General features: G+C 33.0%; 17 protein-coding genes, 1 tRNA gene and 1 other RNA gene. 11 read left to right on the top strand and 8 right to left on the bottom strand.

Annotation, left to right across the window (positions count from 1 at the left end):
- Nucleotides 1-14 precede the first annotated feature (14 nt).
- From ACQ5J2_RS12630 to nhaA, 4 genes are all read right to left on the bottom strand, one after another.
- Nucleotides 15-464, bottom strand: coding sequence for a hypothetical protein (locus tag ACQ5J2_RS12630; RefSeq protein ID WP_432670824.1), 450 nt, complete (start codon nucleotides 462-464; stop codon nucleotides 15-17).
- 399 nt (nucleotides 465-863) lie between these two features.
- On the bottom strand, nucleotides 864-2,147 hold the full coding sequence (locus ACQ5J2_RS12625) for a mechanosensitive ion channel family protein (RefSeq protein WP_432673314.1): 1,284 nt from the start codon (nucleotides 2,145-2,147) through the stop codon (nucleotides 864-866).
- A gap of 3 nt (nucleotides 2,148-2,150) precedes the next feature.
- Nucleotides 2,151-2,426 (bottom strand): DUF3817 domain-containing protein, encoded by a 276-nt coding sequence (locus tag ACQ5J2_RS12620; protein ID WP_432670823.1) that lies wholly within the window; start codon nucleotides 2,424-2,426, stop codon nucleotides 2,151-2,153.
- The gene (nhaA, locus tag ACQ5J2_RS12615; RefSeq protein ID WP_432670822.1) at nucleotides 2,426-3,817 is read right to left on the bottom strand and encodes a Na+/H+ antiporter NhaA; all 1,392 of its coding nucleotides are present in this window, start codon (nucleotides 3,815-3,817) and stop codon (nucleotides 2,426-2,428) included. Before nhaA ends, ACQ5J2_RS12620 begins: the two co-directional genes overlap by 1 nt.
- A gap of 85 nt (nucleotides 3,818-3,902) precedes the next feature.
- On the opposite strand from nhaA, the gene ACQ5J2_RS12610 reads away from it, so the two are divergent.
- Together ACQ5J2_RS12610 and ACQ5J2_RS12605 are read left to right on the top strand one after the other, a co-directional pair.
- Nucleotides 3,903-4,418, top strand: coding sequence for a DUF6155 family protein (locus ACQ5J2_RS12610; protein WP_432670821.1), 516 nt, complete (start codon nucleotides 3,903-3,905; stop codon nucleotides 4,416-4,418).
- 90 nt (nucleotides 4,419-4,508) lie between these two features.
- Nucleotides 4,509-6,047 carry a DEAD/DEAH box helicase gene (locus ACQ5J2_RS12605; RefSeq protein ID WP_432673313.1) on the top strand — a complete coding sequence of 513 codons (1,539 nt, stop codon included), beginning with the start codon at nucleotides 4,509-4,511 and terminating at the stop codon, nucleotides 6,045-6,047.
- On the opposite strand, the gene ACQ5J2_RS12600 is transcribed toward ACQ5J2_RS12605, so the two are convergent.
- A complete protein-coding gene (locus ACQ5J2_RS12600) occupies nucleotides 6,048-7,253 on the bottom strand; it encodes a multidrug effflux MFS transporter (RefSeq protein ID WP_432670820.1) in 1,206 nt (401 codons plus the stop codon).
- Nucleotides 7,254-7,445: 192 nt separating this feature from the next.
- Here ACQ5J2_RS12600 and ACQ5J2_RS12595 point away from each other — a divergent pair, with 192 nt between their 5' ends.
- The 6 genes from ACQ5J2_RS12595 to ACQ5J2_RS12570 all read left to right on the top strand — a co-directional run bounded on the left by ACQ5J2_RS12595 (nucleotide 7,446) and on the right by ACQ5J2_RS12570 (nucleotide 13,675).
- Complete coding sequence (locus ACQ5J2_RS12595) at nucleotides 7,446-8,729, top strand: NAD(P)/FAD-dependent oxidoreductase (RefSeq protein ID WP_432670819.1); 1,284 nt, start codon at nucleotides 7,446-7,448, stop codon at nucleotides 8,727-8,729.
- Nucleotides 8,730-8,932: 203 nt separating this feature from the next.
- Nucleotides 8,933-9,493, top strand: coding sequence for a helix-turn-helix domain-containing protein (locus ACQ5J2_RS12590; protein ID WP_432670818.1), 561 nt, complete (start codon nucleotides 8,933-8,935; stop codon nucleotides 9,491-9,493).
- An 11-nt stretch (nucleotides 9,494-9,504) separates the two neighbouring features.
- Nucleotides 9,505-9,957 carry a response regulator gene (locus ACQ5J2_RS12585; RefSeq protein WP_432670817.1) on the top strand — a complete coding sequence of 151 codons (453 nt, stop codon included), beginning with the start codon at nucleotides 9,505-9,507 and terminating at the stop codon, nucleotides 9,955-9,957.
- A 106-nt stretch (nucleotides 9,958-10,063) separates the two neighbouring features.
- Nucleotides 10,064-11,716 (top strand): sensor histidine kinase, encoded by a 1,653-nt coding sequence (locus ACQ5J2_RS12580; protein ID WP_432670816.1) that lies wholly within the window; start codon nucleotides 10,064-10,066, stop codon nucleotides 11,714-11,716.
- Between the two features lie 166 nt (nucleotides 11,717-11,882).
- Entirely contained in the window at nucleotides 11,883-12,359 is a 477-nt protein-coding gene (locus ACQ5J2_RS12575) for a Fur family transcriptional regulator (protein WP_432670815.1), read from the top strand.
- Between the two features lie 44 nt (nucleotides 12,360-12,403).
- Nucleotides 12,404-13,675: an adenylosuccinate synthase gene (locus ACQ5J2_RS12570; RefSeq protein WP_432670814.1), complete on the top strand. Its 1,272-nt coding sequence runs from the start codon at nucleotides 12,404-12,406 to the stop codon at nucleotides 13,673-13,675.
- Nucleotides 13,676-13,748: 73 nt separating this feature from the next.
- On the opposite strand, the gene fsa is transcribed toward ACQ5J2_RS12570, so the two are convergent.
- From fsa to ffs, 3 genes are all read right to left on the bottom strand, one after another.
- Complete coding sequence (gene fsa, locus ACQ5J2_RS12565; protein ID WP_432670813.1) at nucleotides 13,749-14,405, bottom strand: fructose-6-phosphate aldolase; 657 nt, start codon at nucleotides 14,403-14,405, stop codon at nucleotides 13,749-13,751.
- A 124-nt stretch (nucleotides 14,406-14,529) separates the two neighbouring features.
- Nucleotides 14,530-15,336, bottom strand: a complete 807-nt coding sequence (locus ACQ5J2_RS12560) for an SDR family oxidoreductase (RefSeq protein ID WP_432670812.1) — start codon at nucleotides 15,334-15,336, stop codon at nucleotides 14,530-14,532.
- A gap of 256 nt (nucleotides 15,337-15,592) precedes the next feature.
- Nucleotides 15,593-15,690, bottom strand: an RNA gene (gene ffs / locus ACQ5J2_RS12555) — signal recognition particle sRNA small type.
- A gap of 88 nt (nucleotides 15,691-15,778) precedes the next feature.
- On the opposite strand from ffs, the gene ACQ5J2_RS12550 reads away from it, so the two are divergent.
- From ACQ5J2_RS12550 to ACQ5J2_RS12540, 3 genes are all read left to right on the top strand, one after another.
- A complete protein-coding gene (locus ACQ5J2_RS12550) occupies nucleotides 15,779-16,858 on the top strand; it encodes a glutaminyl-peptide cyclotransferase (RefSeq protein ID WP_432670811.1) in 1,080 nt (359 codons plus the stop codon).
- 69 nt (nucleotides 16,859-16,927) lie between these two features.
- Complete coding sequence (locus tag ACQ5J2_RS12545; protein ID WP_432670810.1) at nucleotides 16,928-17,068, top strand: SsrA-binding protein; 141 nt, start codon at nucleotides 16,928-16,930, stop codon at nucleotides 17,066-17,068.
- Nucleotides 17,069-17,197: 129 nt separating this feature from the next.
- A tRNA-Arg gene (locus ACQ5J2_RS12540) sits at nucleotides 17,198-17,271 on the top strand.
- The last annotated feature ends 30 nt before the right edge of the window (nucleotides 17,272-17,301 follow it).

The raw sequence follows: 17,301 nt of genomic DNA, 5'->3' as shown, positions 1-17,301 counted from the left end.
TAGAATTTGATGGGTTAATTAAAATACTGGTGGTAACTTTTGTAGGAATCAGAAACTTCTTGTGTGGCAGATTTTCCAGCTGCTGGATCCGTTGTATTTCCCAGTTTTTCAACTAATTCTAGATGCGGATGCAACCATTTGTGCAACTCGTCGTGGCTTTTTCCATCCATTGTACAACTTTTAATTAGCTTGGTGTTCAAGTCTTTTAGTTGTGTTGCCAATGCGGCATAATCTGTATTATTGGTTTCCAGGTAGCTGTTTACCACTGCTTCGCCTTGCATAACGTAGGGTTTCATTTCCTCATTAACAGGCCATTTTTCGTTGTTGTTGAGTTGGATGCTTTCTGAATGTTCTTCTTGCACTTGTTCCATTTCTGGCGTTTCTTCTGAAGTGGTCGTTTGTTTGTCGTTTTTGCAACTTATTAAAACAACACTACTGATTGCGATGATAAAAATTTTATTCATTATTGAATTTATTTAGTTACTTAATAAATTTGGTTTAACAAAAGTAGCACTTACAAATCAGGTTGCTCTGAATTCTAGTTTTTATTTTAAAAATAACTTTAGCTGAAATATTTCCTTGATTTTATTGGTAAGTTTGATTATAAACTTTACTTTTGACGTAAATTCACTAATTCCGGAAAACATGTTTACTTTCTCACAGTATTTAGGTTTTATACTTTTCTTAACTGTCCTTACTATAGGGTTTTGGGTAATGTTCTTTTTAGTTGGCTTCATATCCTATTGGGTTGGAGGTGCTACTTGGGAACTTTATAAAGAAAAGAGAGACAAAAGAAGACAACAAGAATTATAGAATATTCTAGTTGAAAAAAAAGGAAGCCAAAAAGGTTTCCTTTTTTTATTTTAGGTAAGTTTATTTGATTCTTTTGCGAATTGTACCAAGCTTTTACTTGTGGGTAATTCGTAGATTTCAAGGTCAAAATATACGACAGAAGCAATCAGGTGGTCAAAGATATCTGCCATTATAAATTCGTAATTTTCCCAAGTCTTGTCTTCTGAAAAGGCATAAATTTCCAGAGGAATCCCAAATTCGTTTGACTGTAATTGCCTACACATCATCAGCATATTTTTATTCAGACCCGGATAATTATGTAAATATTCATTGATGTATTTTCTGAACAACCCAAAGTTAGTTAAGTTTCGACCGTTCATCAACAAACTTTTATCGATGGATCGGGACCTATTGAAATTTACAATATCAGTTTGCCTTTCGTCAATATAATCAGCAATCAGTTGGATTTTTTTAAGCTCCGCCAATTCCTCTTCCGGTAAAAAACGAATACTACTCGACTTGATTAAAACATGACGTTTGATTCTTCTTCCATCTGAATTGAACATTCCTCGCCAGTTTTTAAACGAATCTGAAATCAATGAATAGGTGGGAATAGTAGAAGTGGTATTGTCAAAGTTTCGAACTTTTACGGTAGCCAAGTTAATTTCAATCACATCACCATCAGCGCCAAATTTATCCATTGTGATCCAATCGCCAATACGCACCATATCATTGACGGATACTTGAATACTGGCGATAAAACCCAAGATGGTATCTCTAAAGATTAATAAAACAATTGCCGAAATGGCACCAAATGTTGTAATTAAAGTCTGAGGTTTTAAATTAAACAGCATCAGGATAATTGCTGTAACGCCAAAACCCCACAACACAATCATAATTACCTGGATGTAACTATCAATGGGTTTATCGCTGTAGCGAGGCATTGTTTTTAAGTGGTCTCGAAGGGCATTAAAAACGGTTCGAATAATCAGTAATACTAAAATTACGATATACATATCAACAATTTTCGCAAAGAAACCTTCCCAATAGGTAAACTTCTGAAGGATTATTGGAACTGCTTTGTAAATTAAAAGGAGCGGTATTAAATGCGAAATGTATTTTGCTGTTTTATTGGTAATCAATAAATCATCAAAGTTGGTATGTGTTTTTTCAGCAAGGATATTAAGCAAGCGATGAAACCAATAAAGGCAAATTTTAAATATAAGGTATGCAATAATCATCAAAACAATTAAGTTTCCAAAGGCACTGATATAAGAAGCAAAAGTGGGATTAAATCCCACTTTTATCAAGACATCATATGTGAAATCAATTATTTTTTCGATTTTAGAATCCATCATTTATAAGTATTTTTTTTCGACCCAAAATGTAGCGAAAGGCAAAAGAGACGCTACTAGAATAACCCCTAATTTTCCCCAATCCCAATTTTGTTCGTATTTTAAAAGAATAGCCAGAACCACGTAACCGATAAATAAAACTCCGTGAGCCATACCAATTGGATACAATAACGTTTTATATAAATCCGGATAATTAGGTTTAATAAGTAACATGTTAGCAAATAAAACCAGGTAAGAGATACCTTCTAAAATTGCAATTAATTTGAAAAACTTTAGCATTATGAATTTGTAATAGAATTAGTAGTACGTATATTTTTTAATATGAAATAACCAATGATTCCAGCAACTAAAGAAGCCATAAAGATTCCTAGTTTCGCTTGTAATTGATGCTCTGCAACAAGTTCTGGAGTTGGTCCTGTAAATGCTAAATTGGTTACAAATAACGACATTGTAAACCCAATTGCTGCAAGAAACCCTACACCAAATAAGTGTCTTGAAGTCAATCCTACAGGCATATTGGCAATTTTCAATTTAATAACAGCCATCGAAATACCATAAACACCAAGGACTTTTCCTGCAATTAAACCTACTGCAACACCTAAGGTTACATTACTAGTTGTTTCAGCTAAAATATCATTTGAAAAGGTAACTCCGGCATTTGCTAAAGCGAAAACAGGCATTACTATAAAACTAACAAAGGGATGCATTCTATGTTCCAAGCGCTGCAAAGGCGTCATTGCGTCTTTAGTAGTTACTCGAATGTCGTCTAAAACATGTAATTGTTCGCTGGTCAACGTGGGTACTTTTGCGTTTTGATCGGCGTATCTAAACTGGTTTAAAAAGAGTTTGATTTTTTCAACATATACACTTTCGTTTACACGTGAATCTGCTGGAATTGTAAAAGCTACTAAAACAGAAGCTATTGTGGCGTGTACTCCTGATAATAAGAAGGGCAGCCAAACGCCGAAAATACCAATTATTGCATAATATATCGTATTTCTGATTCCGAATGCTTTACTAACAAATAAGAACACTACAAATCCTAAACCTGTAAAAAGCATGAAATAGTCAATTTCTGCGGTATAAAAAATGGCAATTACCATCACGGCACCTAAATCGTCTACAATCGCTAGAGCGGTTAAGAATACTTTTAGTGAAACTGGAATTCTATCTCCTAGTAAATACAAAACACCCAATGCAAATGCGATATCCGTTGCCATTGGAATTCCCCAACCGTGAGATGATTCTGTTCCAAAGTTAAACATTGTATAGAATAGTGCTGGGACAACCATACCACCAACAGCTGCAATGATAGGTAACATGGCATTTTTGGGATTGGATAATTCTCCACCGATGAGTTCACGCTTTAATTCTAAACCTACTACAAAAAAGAAGATAGCCATCAAACCATCGTTCACCCAGTGGTGAATCGAGTAATTCAAAAAGGTTTGTCCATCAAGATATAAACCAATTTTATGTTCCCACAAGCTATGGTACCAATGTGAAAGGGGAGAGTTTGCTAAAATAATAGCAACCAATGCCGCTACAAATAATACAATTCCGCCTGTGGTTGATTTGCTTATGAAACTATTAACTGGATTTATAATGTATTTATCCGCAGGAGTAAATTTAACACCTTCTTGCTTCTGCTTTTTCTGTCCTTCTTCCATATTTTTTTTTCTTGTGGGTTACAAAAATAAGTATTATCATTGATTTTTCAAGTATAAACCTATCACAGTTTTTAATAATTTTTCCATGAGTAAGCGGGATTTAAAGAAATATTTGACAGAATTAAGTAAGGAGCAAATTCAGGAACAAATCCTTGAACTTTACTTGAAATTTCCGGATGTGAAGACCTATTATGATTTTGTTTTTAATCCAAATGAGGAAAAGTTGCAGCGTGAAGCAAAATTAAAAATCAAAAACGAGTATTTTCCTTTAAAAAGAAAGCGTGCAAAACTCAGACGTTCCATCGCTCAAAAAATTGTTAAACATTTTATATCTTTAGGTGTCGATTCATTTGTTGTAGCAGATGTCATGCTTTATAACATTGAAATTGCGCAAGAATATTCGGCAAAATATCGGATTAACAATGAGAGTTACTATAAAAGCTTGTACAGTTCGTTCAGTTTAAGCGTTTCCTTTATGATGGAAAAAGGGATTTTAGAAGAATTTAAAGTTCGTTTGCAAAAAATTGTAACTAATACAATAGAGCAAAAATGGTACAATCAGTATGAATTTAACGCCATTTTAGAGCGATTGGATTATTAGCATACAGTTTAATTTTTTGTAATAAAAAATTAAATGATAGTGATATAGTAGTATTTAAACGTATTTTTGCAAAAATCCACCGCCATTTTAATGCTACACGACGACAACAACATACCCAAAGAAGACAAAAAAATACTTTACGATTATCAAAAAAGCGATATTGACGCCATTTTTGATAAAATGGACAATACGCCACCTAACTATCATTTGTTGTATCAATTACCAACAGGTGGAGGGAAAACTGTTATATTTTCTGAAATTGTAAGACGTTATTTACAATACCACGATAAAAAAGTAGTTGTTTTGACACACCGAATTGAACTTTGTAAACAAACTTCTAAAATTTTAAAAGGTTTTGGTGTTAAAAATAAAGTCATCAATAGCAAAATAAAATTGCTTGAAGATCAAGAAGATTATTCTTGCTTCGTTGCAATGGTAGAAACGCTAAAAAACCGTTTGAATGACGAACTTTTAGCGATTGAAAACGTTGGTTTAGTAATTATTGATGAAGCCCATTATAATTCTTTTCGAAAATTATTTGGTTCATTTAACAATGCCTTTATTTTGGGCGTTACCGCAACACCTTTGAGTTCGAACATCAAAAAACCGATGAACGAAAACTACAATGAGTTGATTATTGGTGATACTATTACCTCTCTAATAAACAAAGGTTTTTTAGCAAAAGCCGTAACGTATACTTATAATGTAGGATTGAGTTCGCTAAAAGTGGGGATTAATGGGGATTATACCGTTAAATCTTCCGATGATTTGTACTCCAATATGGTTATGCAAGAAATGCTTTTGCATTCCTATACCGAAAAATCTTTAGGTAAAAAAACACTGATTTTCAATAATGGAATTAGTACTTCTTTATATGTTTATGAAACGTTTAGAGCGGCAGGATATGAAATTCGCCATTTAGACAATACCCATAATAACGAAGAACGAAAAGATATATTGAGCTGGTTTAAGAAAACTCCCGATGCCATTTTAACTTCCGTAGGAATTTTGACAACTGGATTTGACGAACCTACCGTAGAAACTATTATTTTGAATCGTGCTACAAAATCGCTTACACTTTATTACCAAATGATTGGTCGAGGTTCTCGAAAATTAGAGAATAAAGACACCTTCAATGTGATAGATTTAGGAAACAATGCAGCACGTTTTGGCTTGTGGAGCGAACCTGTAAATTGGCAACATATTTTTAAATCACCTGAATACTATTTAGAAAATCTTCGGGCGGATGCTGAAATTGAACTTCATTTTAAGTACATCATGCCAACTGATTTACGAGCAAAATTTAGTAATACTCCTGACATTGACTTCGACGTTGATGAAATACATAAGCAGGCCATTTTGGATAATGAGCGTTCAAAAGTAGTTTTGGATAAATCCCTAGAACAACATTCAGTTATGTGTGTTTATAATACTGAAAGCCTTAAAGAAGCAAAGGGTTTAGCAAAAGAACTTGGAGAAGATATTGAATGCAGAATTAAACGGTATTCAAACTGTTTGAGTCATTGTAGTAAAAATTACCGTGAATGGCTTGTCGAGGACTATAAAGATAAGTTGACCTTATTGATAGGAAAAAAATACCGCGAAAAAATCTTTGCAGAAGATGATTAATTAATCGTTCAGCCTATTTTCTTGTAAAATATTTCGTTTACCAAAATGTAAAATCAGCAATGCCAACAATGTTGAACCAATGAAAATAATTGTCACTGGAAGAATTGAATCAGTGACAAAAATTCCTACGGCAACAGAAGCTAGTGAACCCAATCCCATTTGAACAGCACCCATCAGAGAGGAAGCACTTCCCGCATTTTTTGCAAATGGAGCTAGTGATAATCCTGTGGTATTTGGATTGCATAAACCCAAACAACCTAGAAAAAGAAACAACATTGCAATTACTCCATATAGATTTAGTAAATTGAAATAAATTCCAATTGCAAAAATTACGCTTATAAAAAACTGCAATCTCAAGCCAAAAGTAATTAATTGTTCACTCGAATACGTTCTTAATAAATAGGAATTTAATTGGCTTGTCCCAATAAAACTTATCGAAAGAAAGGCGAAAATCCAACCGTACGTTTTTCCATCTACATCAAAAATATCCATGAAAATTACGGGAGAACTTGCCACATAAGTAAACAGTCCCGAAAAAGCAACCGCTCCAGTAAAAGCGTACGTATAAAATTGTGGTTCCTTTAAAACCAATAAGAAATTCTTGATGATTGGTTTTGGTTTTAACGAAATGGTCGTGTCGGGCTCATAGTTACTTGGTAAGAAAAATTTGGAAGCTAATAAAACCGCAATTCCCATAAAAGTAAGGACTAAAAAAACCATATGCCAACCGTAATCTGCAGTTATATAACCACCAAGTGTTGGCGCTAACATTGGCGAAAGCCCTAAAACAAGCATTAATTTAGCAAAAACTTTCGGAATTTCTTTTACAGGAAATAAATCCCGGACCATTGTTAATGCAGCAACTGACGCGGCACAACTTCCCACGGCTTGAATAAAACGCAAACCAATGAAATAATCAATTGAAGTAACGAAATAACAAGCAAACGATGCTAAAATATAAACTATTACTCCTATATATAAAGGTTTCTTTCGTCCATAACGGTCTAGTAAGGGACCATAAAGCAATTGACCTGCCGAAATTCCGATAAAATAGCTTGATAAGGTTAAGGAAACATTACTTACTGAAGTATTTAAATCTTCGGCAATTCCGGTAAAACCCGGTAAATACATATCAATCGAAAAAGGTCCGAGAGCTGTTAAACTACCGAGAACGAGAACTAACGAGAAATATTTTTTCTTATCCATTACCTTTTTTTTAATTAAGCCTGCAAAGGTAAGTGATACAAAAAAACTTTGAGCTACAATCTCGGTGTACGAAGTCATAAACTTATTATAAAAATAAAATCAAAATAGCTAAAGCGTAGAAAAAGATGTAAATTTAAATTTATGATAATTTATTTTTAAAAATCAGATTTTCAAAACATTAAACTTTCAATTATGAAAATAGTTATAGTAGGAGGAGGGTTTGCAGGAATTAATTTAGCAAAAGAACTCACGAATGCATCCGATATTCAGGTTACTTTAATTGATAAAAACAATTATAATTTTTTTCCACCTCTAATTTACCAGGTTGCAACCGCTTATTTGGAGCCATCCAGCATCAGTTATCCGTTTCGAAAATTTTTTGCAGGGAAAAAAAATCTAAAATTTCGCTTAGGTGAAGTTATTAGTATAAACCAAGCAGAAAATAAGGTTATACTTAACAATGGTGAATTATTTTACGATCAATTGGTTTTTGCTTCAGGAGCTGAAACGAGTTTTTTTGGAATGGAGAATGTTCAAAAGAATGCCATTCCTATGAAAACCTTGAATGATTCAATTGAAATGCGGAACAAATTATTGCAAAACATGGAAAAGGCAGTAATTACAAAAGACATTCGGGAACGTCGAAAATTATTAACGGTAGTTGTAGCGGGTGGAGGACCAACAGGAGTAGAGGTTTCCGGAATGTTAGCCGAGATGCGAAATGGAATTTTATTGAAAGAGTATCCAGAACTTGCGACTTCTGCGAGTAATTTATATCTTGTTGATGGTGGTAGTTCGTTGCTATCGCCAATGTCTGAAGCTTCACAAAAAGATACTTTTGATGCTTTGACAAAGATGGGAGTAGTAGTAAAGTTGAATACTCGTGTAACTGATTTTAAAGATGACATGGTTTATTTTGCTAGTGGAGAAACCATTGCAACAAAAAATTTAATTTGGGCTGCAGGAGTTTCAGCAAAACAGTTTGACGGAATTTCCTCCGAAAGTTACGGTCGTGGACGACGAATGGCAACGGATGCTTATAACAAAGTAAATTTGACCTCTAATATTTTTGCCATTGGTGACACGTCCATTTTGTTGACAGATACTCATTTTCCAGAAGGTCATCCTCAAGTAGCTCAAGTGGCCATTCAGCAAGGTAAAAATCTTGCGTCCAACTTCGTTTCAATGCTGCGAAATAAACCGCTAAATGCTTTCAAATATAATGATAAAGGTTCGATGGCTATTATTGGAAAAAATAAAGCGGTGGTAGATATTCCGAGTCCAAAATTACATTTTAAAGGCTTTTTTGCTTGGTTGGTTTGGTTGTTTATTCATTTAATTTCGTTGATTACTTATAGAAACCGTTTTAAAACGTTCTACAATTGGATGGTGGCTTATTTTGCAAAAGACCAGTCGTACCGAATGATTATTCGACCAGAAAGAGCAAAACAAACAGACGAAAGAATTAAAGTATAAGTTTTTTATGAAATTTCATAAAACATAGGTTTAAAAATTGACCGAAATTTGGCTTATCAAAAGATAACGCAATTCAACTCTCTATATAGGTACTACTTTTAGTACTGCCAAAAAAAGCGAAAATATCACGAATGATATTTTCGCTTTTTGACTTTATTTAAAAAACAAAATTTTATATATTTATCACTTAAACCAAAAACAAGATGAAACTTTACATTAAATACGACATTAACTTGGCTTGCCGTGTGATTCTTCAAGAGCAATTAGATGCGTTACAGATAAAATATGAGTTGATGGAATTTGGTGAAATTGACATTGCCGATTCTGTTTCCGATGATTCTTTCACTCAATTGCAAAATAATTTAGCACGATACGGTATTGAAATTATTAATAATCAGAAAAGTCAACTGGTTCAACGAATTAAAGACACGATTATTGAAATGATTTATGAAAAAGACAAGCTTCCTACTTCGACAATTTCAAATTATTTAGCTGATCAGCTTAATTTAAGTTACGGTTATATTGCAAATGTTTTTTCGGAATACACGTACACTTCGATTGAAAATTTCATCATTATTCAAAAAATAGAACGTGCTAAAAAGCTAATTGTTGAGGATGGCTTAACACTTACAGAAGTTTCTTATAAACTAAATTACAGTAGTGTTGCCTATTTATCTGCTCAATTTAAGAAAGTAACTGGATTGACGCCTTCTTCATTTAAAAGAATTATAGACAAAAGACGTGAATTATCACATAATGTTTAAGTAATTAAATTATGGACACTACTCACTCGCAAATGCAGATATTACTCTGTGACGACGATGAAGACGATCGAATGTTTTTTTCGGATGCCATAAAAGAGTTGAAAATGCAAAATGTTTTGAATGTTTTTGAAACAGGTTTGCAATTGATGGATTACCTCAATCATCCCGAAACCTATTTGCCGCACATTTTATTTTTGGATATTAACATGCCTTGTAAGTCTGGTCTTGAATGTTTAAAAGAAATACGAGAAAATTCAAAGTTTAGGGATTTAGTTATTGCCATATATTCCACATCAGCATCAGAACAAGATATTGAAGAAACGTTTACAAATGGAGCAAATATTTATATAAAAAAGCCAGCTGATTTTAATAAACTTAAGAAAACAATACACCAAGTTTTAAATATCAATTGGCAATACCATACAGCAGGATTAAATAAAGAAACATTTTTTTTAAGTATATAATTATATGAAGTTTCTAATAAAGCTCGACCACTTAAAATTGCTTAGATTTGCTCTAGGAATTTCAATATTTTCTATTGGGTATTTAATTACCATGTTTTATTTTCAAATGCAAGATTTAAAAGATTTTAAGCAACGAATCGTAATGTATAATACGGCTAGTATAAATATTTTACATCTTGAATCAGAAATTGAAAGAGACAGTTATTTTACTCAAACTCAAGTTTTAAATCATAGTATATTTTCACAGCAAACTAATTTAGATAGTAAATATATTGCCACTTTCTTTGAAAAAAATAACTTTTTAAATTCATTAGACGGGAAAGTTTTAACTAAAAATAATGAACTTAAAGCTTCACTTGAATCTTATAAAGAAGCTAAAAATCAAATTTTTACAGAAAATTCGGTTAAGAATACATCTAATTTTAATTCAACTGTTTATGAGTTAAGAGAAGACATTAATAATTATAGCAAATATCTGGAGTCAAAAATCAGAAGCTACAACGACAATTATGATAAAATGATTGAAAGTTCAAAAACATCTGGATTTTTAATTGCCTTAATTTCACTAGTGATTTTTGTTTTAGCTTATGTAAAAATGTATGAGGATTTAGATAAATTAAAAACTATTAATGACGAAATACGCTTTATAAATAAAACTTTAAACAACGCTGAAATGGTTGCTGGTTTTGGTAGTTGGAAGATAAATACGGTCAAGAACACCTTGCTTTTATCAGATAATTTTTACCGTCTTATAGGTTGTGAGCCCAAATCATTTGAGCCTTCAATGAAGACGATTATGGAATTTATTCACCCAGAAGATAGGGAAGAAGTAAGTAGGTTGCATTACGAAACACTTTCCAACAAACAGGCGAGTACTATTACATATCGTTATTTGTTGCCTGATGGAACAATAAGACATATGGTTTCTGTAGGTAAATTTTTAAATAATTCAAAAGGACATTTAGTAAAAATTGGAGTAAATCAGGATATTACTGAGTTGATGAAAAAAACCCATGAATTAGAAGAAAATAATTCGAAGTTAGTAGCTATTAATTCAGAATTAGAATCTTTTAATAATATCGTAAGTCATGATTTACAAGAACCTTTGCGTAAAATTCAGATGTTTATTTCCCGTATTGAAAGTAAAGAATTTTTAGAGAAATCTGCTGAAACAACGATTTCCTATTTTAGTAAAATTAAGTTTGCAGCCCAAAGAATGCAAAATTTGATGACTGATTTAGTTGACTATACGCGAACCATCAAAGCGGATCGTAAAGTTGAAAATGTTAATTTAAACATTGTTTTAAATGAAATTTTAGAAGAGTTAGCATTTACTATTGAGGAAAAAAAGGCTCACATTACAATAGGTAAATTGCCGGTTATTTTAGGAACCCAATTTCAAATACAGCAGTTGTTCATAAACTTGATTTCAAACGCTATAAAATATGTAAGTCCAAACGTAAGTCCAATTATTTCAATACAATTAGAAAATTTTCACAAGGAAGTTGTGAACAGTAAAACAATTTCAGGTAACAATTATTATAAAATAACAGTTACAGATAACGGAATTGGTTTTGAGCAGCAATATGCCGAGATGATATTTATGCTTTTTAAACGATTAGATACGAACCATGCATACAAAGGAACAGGATTAGGGTTAGCTATTTGTAAAAAAATAGTTGACAACCACAAAGGCTTTATTACAGCAACTAGTAAGATAAATGAGAGTTCTGTATTTAGTATTTATTTGCCTAAATAAGTACTAACAGCCAGCTATCTTATTGTACGTAATTTGAATCATAATTTATATTATGTAAAATAGAATTTATTTATATCATTCTTTGAAGCGTTCTAAATTTTTATTTCATTTATACCTGTACACTACTACTTTCATCATTAAAACTAATTCCTTACCTTTGCAGGATATGACACTCATTTCAGTAGATAATAGTAAAAATCAGGAAATTGTAAAAAATGTTTTTACAAAGTACCTTGAGAATAAAGCGCACAGGAAAACTCCTGAACGCTATGCAATTTTGCAAGAAATTTACGACAGCGAAGAACATTTCGATATAGAAAATCTCTACATCAAAATGAAGAATAAAAACTATCGCGTCAGCCGTGCGACATTGTACAATACTATTGAACTTTTATTGGATTGTGCACTGGTCAGAAAACATCAATTTGGTCAAAATCAGGCACATTACGAAAAATCGTATTTCGATAAACAGCACGACCATATCATTATGACTGATACGGGCGAAGTAATTGAGTTTTGTGACCCGAGAATTCAAATCATCAAACAAACTATTGAGGAGGTTTTTAACATACACGTTTTAAATCATTCGCTTTATTTTTACGCAGAAAAAAAAGAGGAAATTCAGCCTTTAAAAAGTGAATAACTACTTCACTTCTAATTTAAAAACAAACAACTAACACACACATAATGACCGTAGATTTATTATTAGGATTGCAGTGGGGCGACGAAGGCAAAGGAAAAATTGTTGACGTACTTACTTCAAAATACGATATTATTGCTCGTTTTCAAGGTGGCCCAAATGCTGGACATACACTTGAGTTTGACGGAATAAAACACGTTTTACGAACAATTCCTTCTGGGATTTTTCATGAGAAATCAGTTAATGTAATTGGAAATGGCGTTGTAATTGATCCTGTAGTTTTTCAAAAGGAAATTGAAGGATTGGCTAAATTTAATCTTGATATCGTTTCAAAATTAATTATTTCAAGAAAAGCGCATTTAATTTTACCCACTCACCGATTGCTTGATGCCGCTTCTGAAGCTTCAAAAGGCAAAGCGAAAATTGGTTCGACTTTAAAAGGAATTGGCCCGACATACATGGACAAAACTGGTAGAAATGGTATTCGTGTTGGCGATATTGAATTAGCTGATTTCAGAGAAAGATACAGAGCTTTAGCAGACAAGCATGAGTCGATGATTAAGTTTTACGATGTAAATATTCAGTATAACTTAGCGGAACTTGAAAAAGAATTTTTTGAAGCTATTGAAGACTTAAAAAAATTAACATTTATTGACAGTGAGGAATATTTGTATCAAGCTCAAAAAGCGGGAAAATCTATTTTAGCGGAAGGCGCTCAAGGTTCTTTATTGGATGTAGATTTTGGAACATATCCATTTGTAACTTCTTCAAATACGACAGCTGCTGGAGCTTGTACAGGTTTGGGAATTGCTCCAAATAAAATTGGCGAAGTGTACGGAATTTTCAAAGCTTATGTGACCCGTGTTGGAAGTGGTCCCTTCCCTACTGAACTTTTTGACGAAGTAGGTACTGCAATGGCGAAAGTTGGTAATGAATTTGGTTCAGTAACTGGTCGTCAAAGACGTTGTGGCTGGTTGGATTTAGTAGCTTTAAAGTATGCCGCTCAAGTAAATGGTGTAACGCAATTGATGATGATGAAAGGCGATGTTCTTTCTGGATTTGACACGTTGAAAGTAGCAACTTCCTACAATTACAAAGGAAAAGAAATTGCACATTTACCGTATAATATTGAAGCAGAAAATGTGACACCCATATATAAATCATTCAAAGGTTGGCAAGCTGATTTAACTGGCATGACGACTTATGATGAACTTCCGAGTGAATTAAAGGAATATATTCAGTTTATTGAAGATGAATTAGAAATTCCAATAAAAATTGTATCTGTAGGCCCAGATAGAAAACAGACGATTTTGAAATAAGTCAAAAAAAAGCAATAAAAAATGCGATTTCTTTTATTAGAAATCGCATTTTTTTTATACTATAAAAGGAAAACTACTTATTCCCTTTCTCAAAATCAGCCATAAACTGAGCTAATCCAATATCTGTTAATGGGTGTTTTAATAAACCCAAAATAACTGAAAGTGGTCCAGTCATAACATCTGCACCAATTTTCGCACAATTAATGATATGCATCGTATGACGTACAGAAGCAGCTAAAATTTGTGTTTCGTACCCGTAGTTATCATAAATTTCCCTAATTTCTTGAATCAAATTCAATCCGTCAGTCGAAACATCATCCAGTCTCCCGATGAAAGGCGAAACAAAAGTAGCTCCTGCTTTTGCCGCTAATAACGCTTGTCCTGCCGAAAAAACCAAGGTCATGTTTGTCTTAATTTCTCGATCCGAAAAATATTTACAAGCACGAATTCCCTCTTTCGTCATGGGTAATTTAACTACTATTTGTTCGTGAAGATCAGCTAACTCTTCGCCTTCCTTAATCATTCCTTCGTAATCTACGGCATTAACTTCAGCACTTACCTCGCCGTCTGTAAGGTTACAAATGTCAACGTAATGTTTTAAAATACTATTCTTTCCCGTAATTCCTTCTTTTGCCATTAAGGACGGGTTTGTAGTAACACCGTCTAAAACGCCTAATTCTTGGGCTTCTTTAATTTGAGCTAAATTAGCTGTATCAATAAAAAACTTCATATTTCTATAATTTATATTTATCTATAATTTTTTGGTAAAAGTAAGCATTCAGAAATCAATTTCAATATCTAAAAATCAATTTCAATTATTTGCTAATAAATGCTTTCTTCAAACTTACCAATTTTTAGTGCAACTTATAATGTTTCATCAATATCTTTTCGTAACTTTTATCAGGTAAGATTCTTTTCAAAACAATAGAAAATTTTTGTAGAAAAGAGCCGACTTTGTAATGGCCTTTTGGTGCTGGATTTTGAATAATTCCAAAGATTGCGTTTGCCATTTCATCCGGATTACTACCGTGATTGACATGTTCGTCCATCATTGCAAGGCTTTTTCCATAAGTACGTTCATAAGCAGAACCTTTTATAATTGGTGCATGAAAACGTCCAGCGGCAATATTCGTAGCGAAATCTCCTGGTGCAACGTTAGTGATATGAATCCCAAAGGATTTTACTTCCATTCGCAGCGCTTCCGTAATGAGCTCTAAAGCTCCTTTTGATGCTGAATAAACGCTTCTGTAAGGCAAACCCATATATCCTGCAATGGAAGTGATATTGATTATTAAACCTTCCTTTTGCAAACGCATTTGGGGCAAAACTGCTTTCATCACTTCAATTGGACCAAAAAAGTTAGTTTCGAAATTATTTTTTATTTCTTGTGTCGGAATTTCTTCTAGAGGACCAGTGATTCCAACACCTGCATTATTAATGACTACATCTACTCTACCCGATTTTTGAATAATTTCAGCAACTGCAAGCTGAATACTTTCGGGATCTCGAACATCTAGTTGCAATAGTGGAAAAATGGAGTTGGAAATGCGTTCTGGATTTCGACTGGTTCCATAAACTGTGAAACCTTTGTGGTGCAAAAATTCGCCAACCGCTTTGCCTATTCCTGATGAACCTCCTGTAATTAATACAACTTTTGACATAGTACTGTTATTTGATGGAAAACCGATTTTTGAGTGTAAATATAGGTATAGCCCAGATAGCAAAGGAAAGCCCGGACTATTATTGAGCAGTTTTTGCTTGGGATAAAAGAGCGACCAGCGGAAGCTCCTTTTAGACCTAGCAAAACGCTTAATAATAGGAGGACTTGGAATGAAGAGCTGGAAATAGCTTCTAATTACAAACGTCCAAAAATAAAAAAATCTTCCAAATGGAAGACGTAATTTCTGATTTAAAAAAAAATGGCAAGCTACCTACATCGCACCGCTCAACCACGTACCCTTGCTGCGTTCCCACCCTGGGGGATTCTGCAGGAGCTGGTCGTGTAGGACTTGCCGGTGCAAATATACAATCTTTTTGTATGTTTGCAAATGGAAATTAACATATAAATTAAGTTTGTATATTGTTTAAAATTTAAATCAAATCATGAGAAAACATAAGGTATTCGCTTTCATAATTTTAGGGAGTTTATTAGTGAGCTGTAATGGCTCAAAAAAAGGCAAAACAAATTCATTTAGCTTTAATCAAAAGGAATTAAAGGCACAATACACGTCAAAAGATGCATTAAAATTACAAATTGACAATTCGCAAAGTAAAAAAATCGACAGTATTGTTTACTTTGTGAATGATACAAAAGTAGGTTCAAAAATGGACGATTCCATTTTTGAATACCGATGGGATAATCAGAAATTAGGATATATTGGTATAAAAGCAGTTGTTTATGCTGAAGGGGAATCGCAAGAAACAGTTTCGCGTGTTGAAATGATTTCTGCTATTCAGCCAAAATCGTTGACTTATAAAATTTTGAATGTTTATCCTCACGACATAAAAGCGTATACTCAAGGACTAGAATTTTACCGCGATACATTATTCGAAAGTACAGGAAATGGTGCCGGAAATGGAACTGGAATAAAAGGAATTTCAAGTTTGCGAAAAACGGATTACACAACAGGAAAAGTATATAAAAAAGTTGACTTAGAAAACGCAATGTTTGGCGAAGGAATCACTGTTTTAAATAATAAAGTGTACCAGCTTACTTATAAGGAGATGACGGCATTTGTTTATGACGCTGATAACTTTAAACGTCTAAAATCCTTTCCTTATTTTAAACCAAAATTGGAAGGTTGGGGATTGACAAATGATGGGACAAATCTTTATATGTCGGATGGTAGTGAGAAAATCTGGACCATAAATCCTGAAACTTTTACAGATATTGATTATATCAATATTTATATGGGTGCTAATAAAGTTAAGAACGTTAATGAATTGGAATGGGTTGATGGAAAAATATTTGGAAATGTTTATCAAAAAGATGCAATTGCTCGAATTAATCCTAAAACGGGCGAAGTAGAAGCGGTTTTGAATTTGAAAGATCTGAAATCAAAAGTGACACAACATCCTGATTTAGATGTTTTGAATGGAATTGCTTACAATCCAAAGACTAAAACATTTTTTGTAACCGGGAAAAATTGGGACAAAATGTTTGAAATTAGCATTTCAGAGTAATTTCGACATTAAATAATTATAAAAATGCAGGAAGTTCCTGCATTTTTTTTATCTTTAAATGAAAACTAAATGTTTAAACTATTAGCAAAAATAAACAAAGCTATATTGCCTAATTATACCAAAGAACGTTTGGATTTGGCAAAAGCGACAAAATTTCAAAAAGCAATTATTGCTTGGAAATACTTCGTCACTACCCGAGCTTTGCAATAAAAAAATTATTTTTCATTTGAAATCAATTGATTATCAGTGGACTATTTTAAATATTTAAAATTAGTTCATTTATTTTAAAATATACTTTGTGTAAGTGTAATATTTCCCTATATTTGCACCCGAATTAAAGGCCTCGTGGCGCAACTGAATAGCGCACTTGATTACGGCTCAAGAGGTTACTGGTTTGAATCCAGTCGAGGTCACTAAATTAATCCTAAGCATCTATTTATTAG

The sequence above is a fragment of the Flavobacterium sp. SM2513 genome, assembly GCF_050908145.1.
Taxonomy (GTDB): domain Bacteria; phylum Bacteroidota; class Bacteroidia; order Flavobacteriales; family Flavobacteriaceae; genus Flavobacterium.
This window is presented reverse-complemented; position numbering and strand designations above follow the sequence as displayed.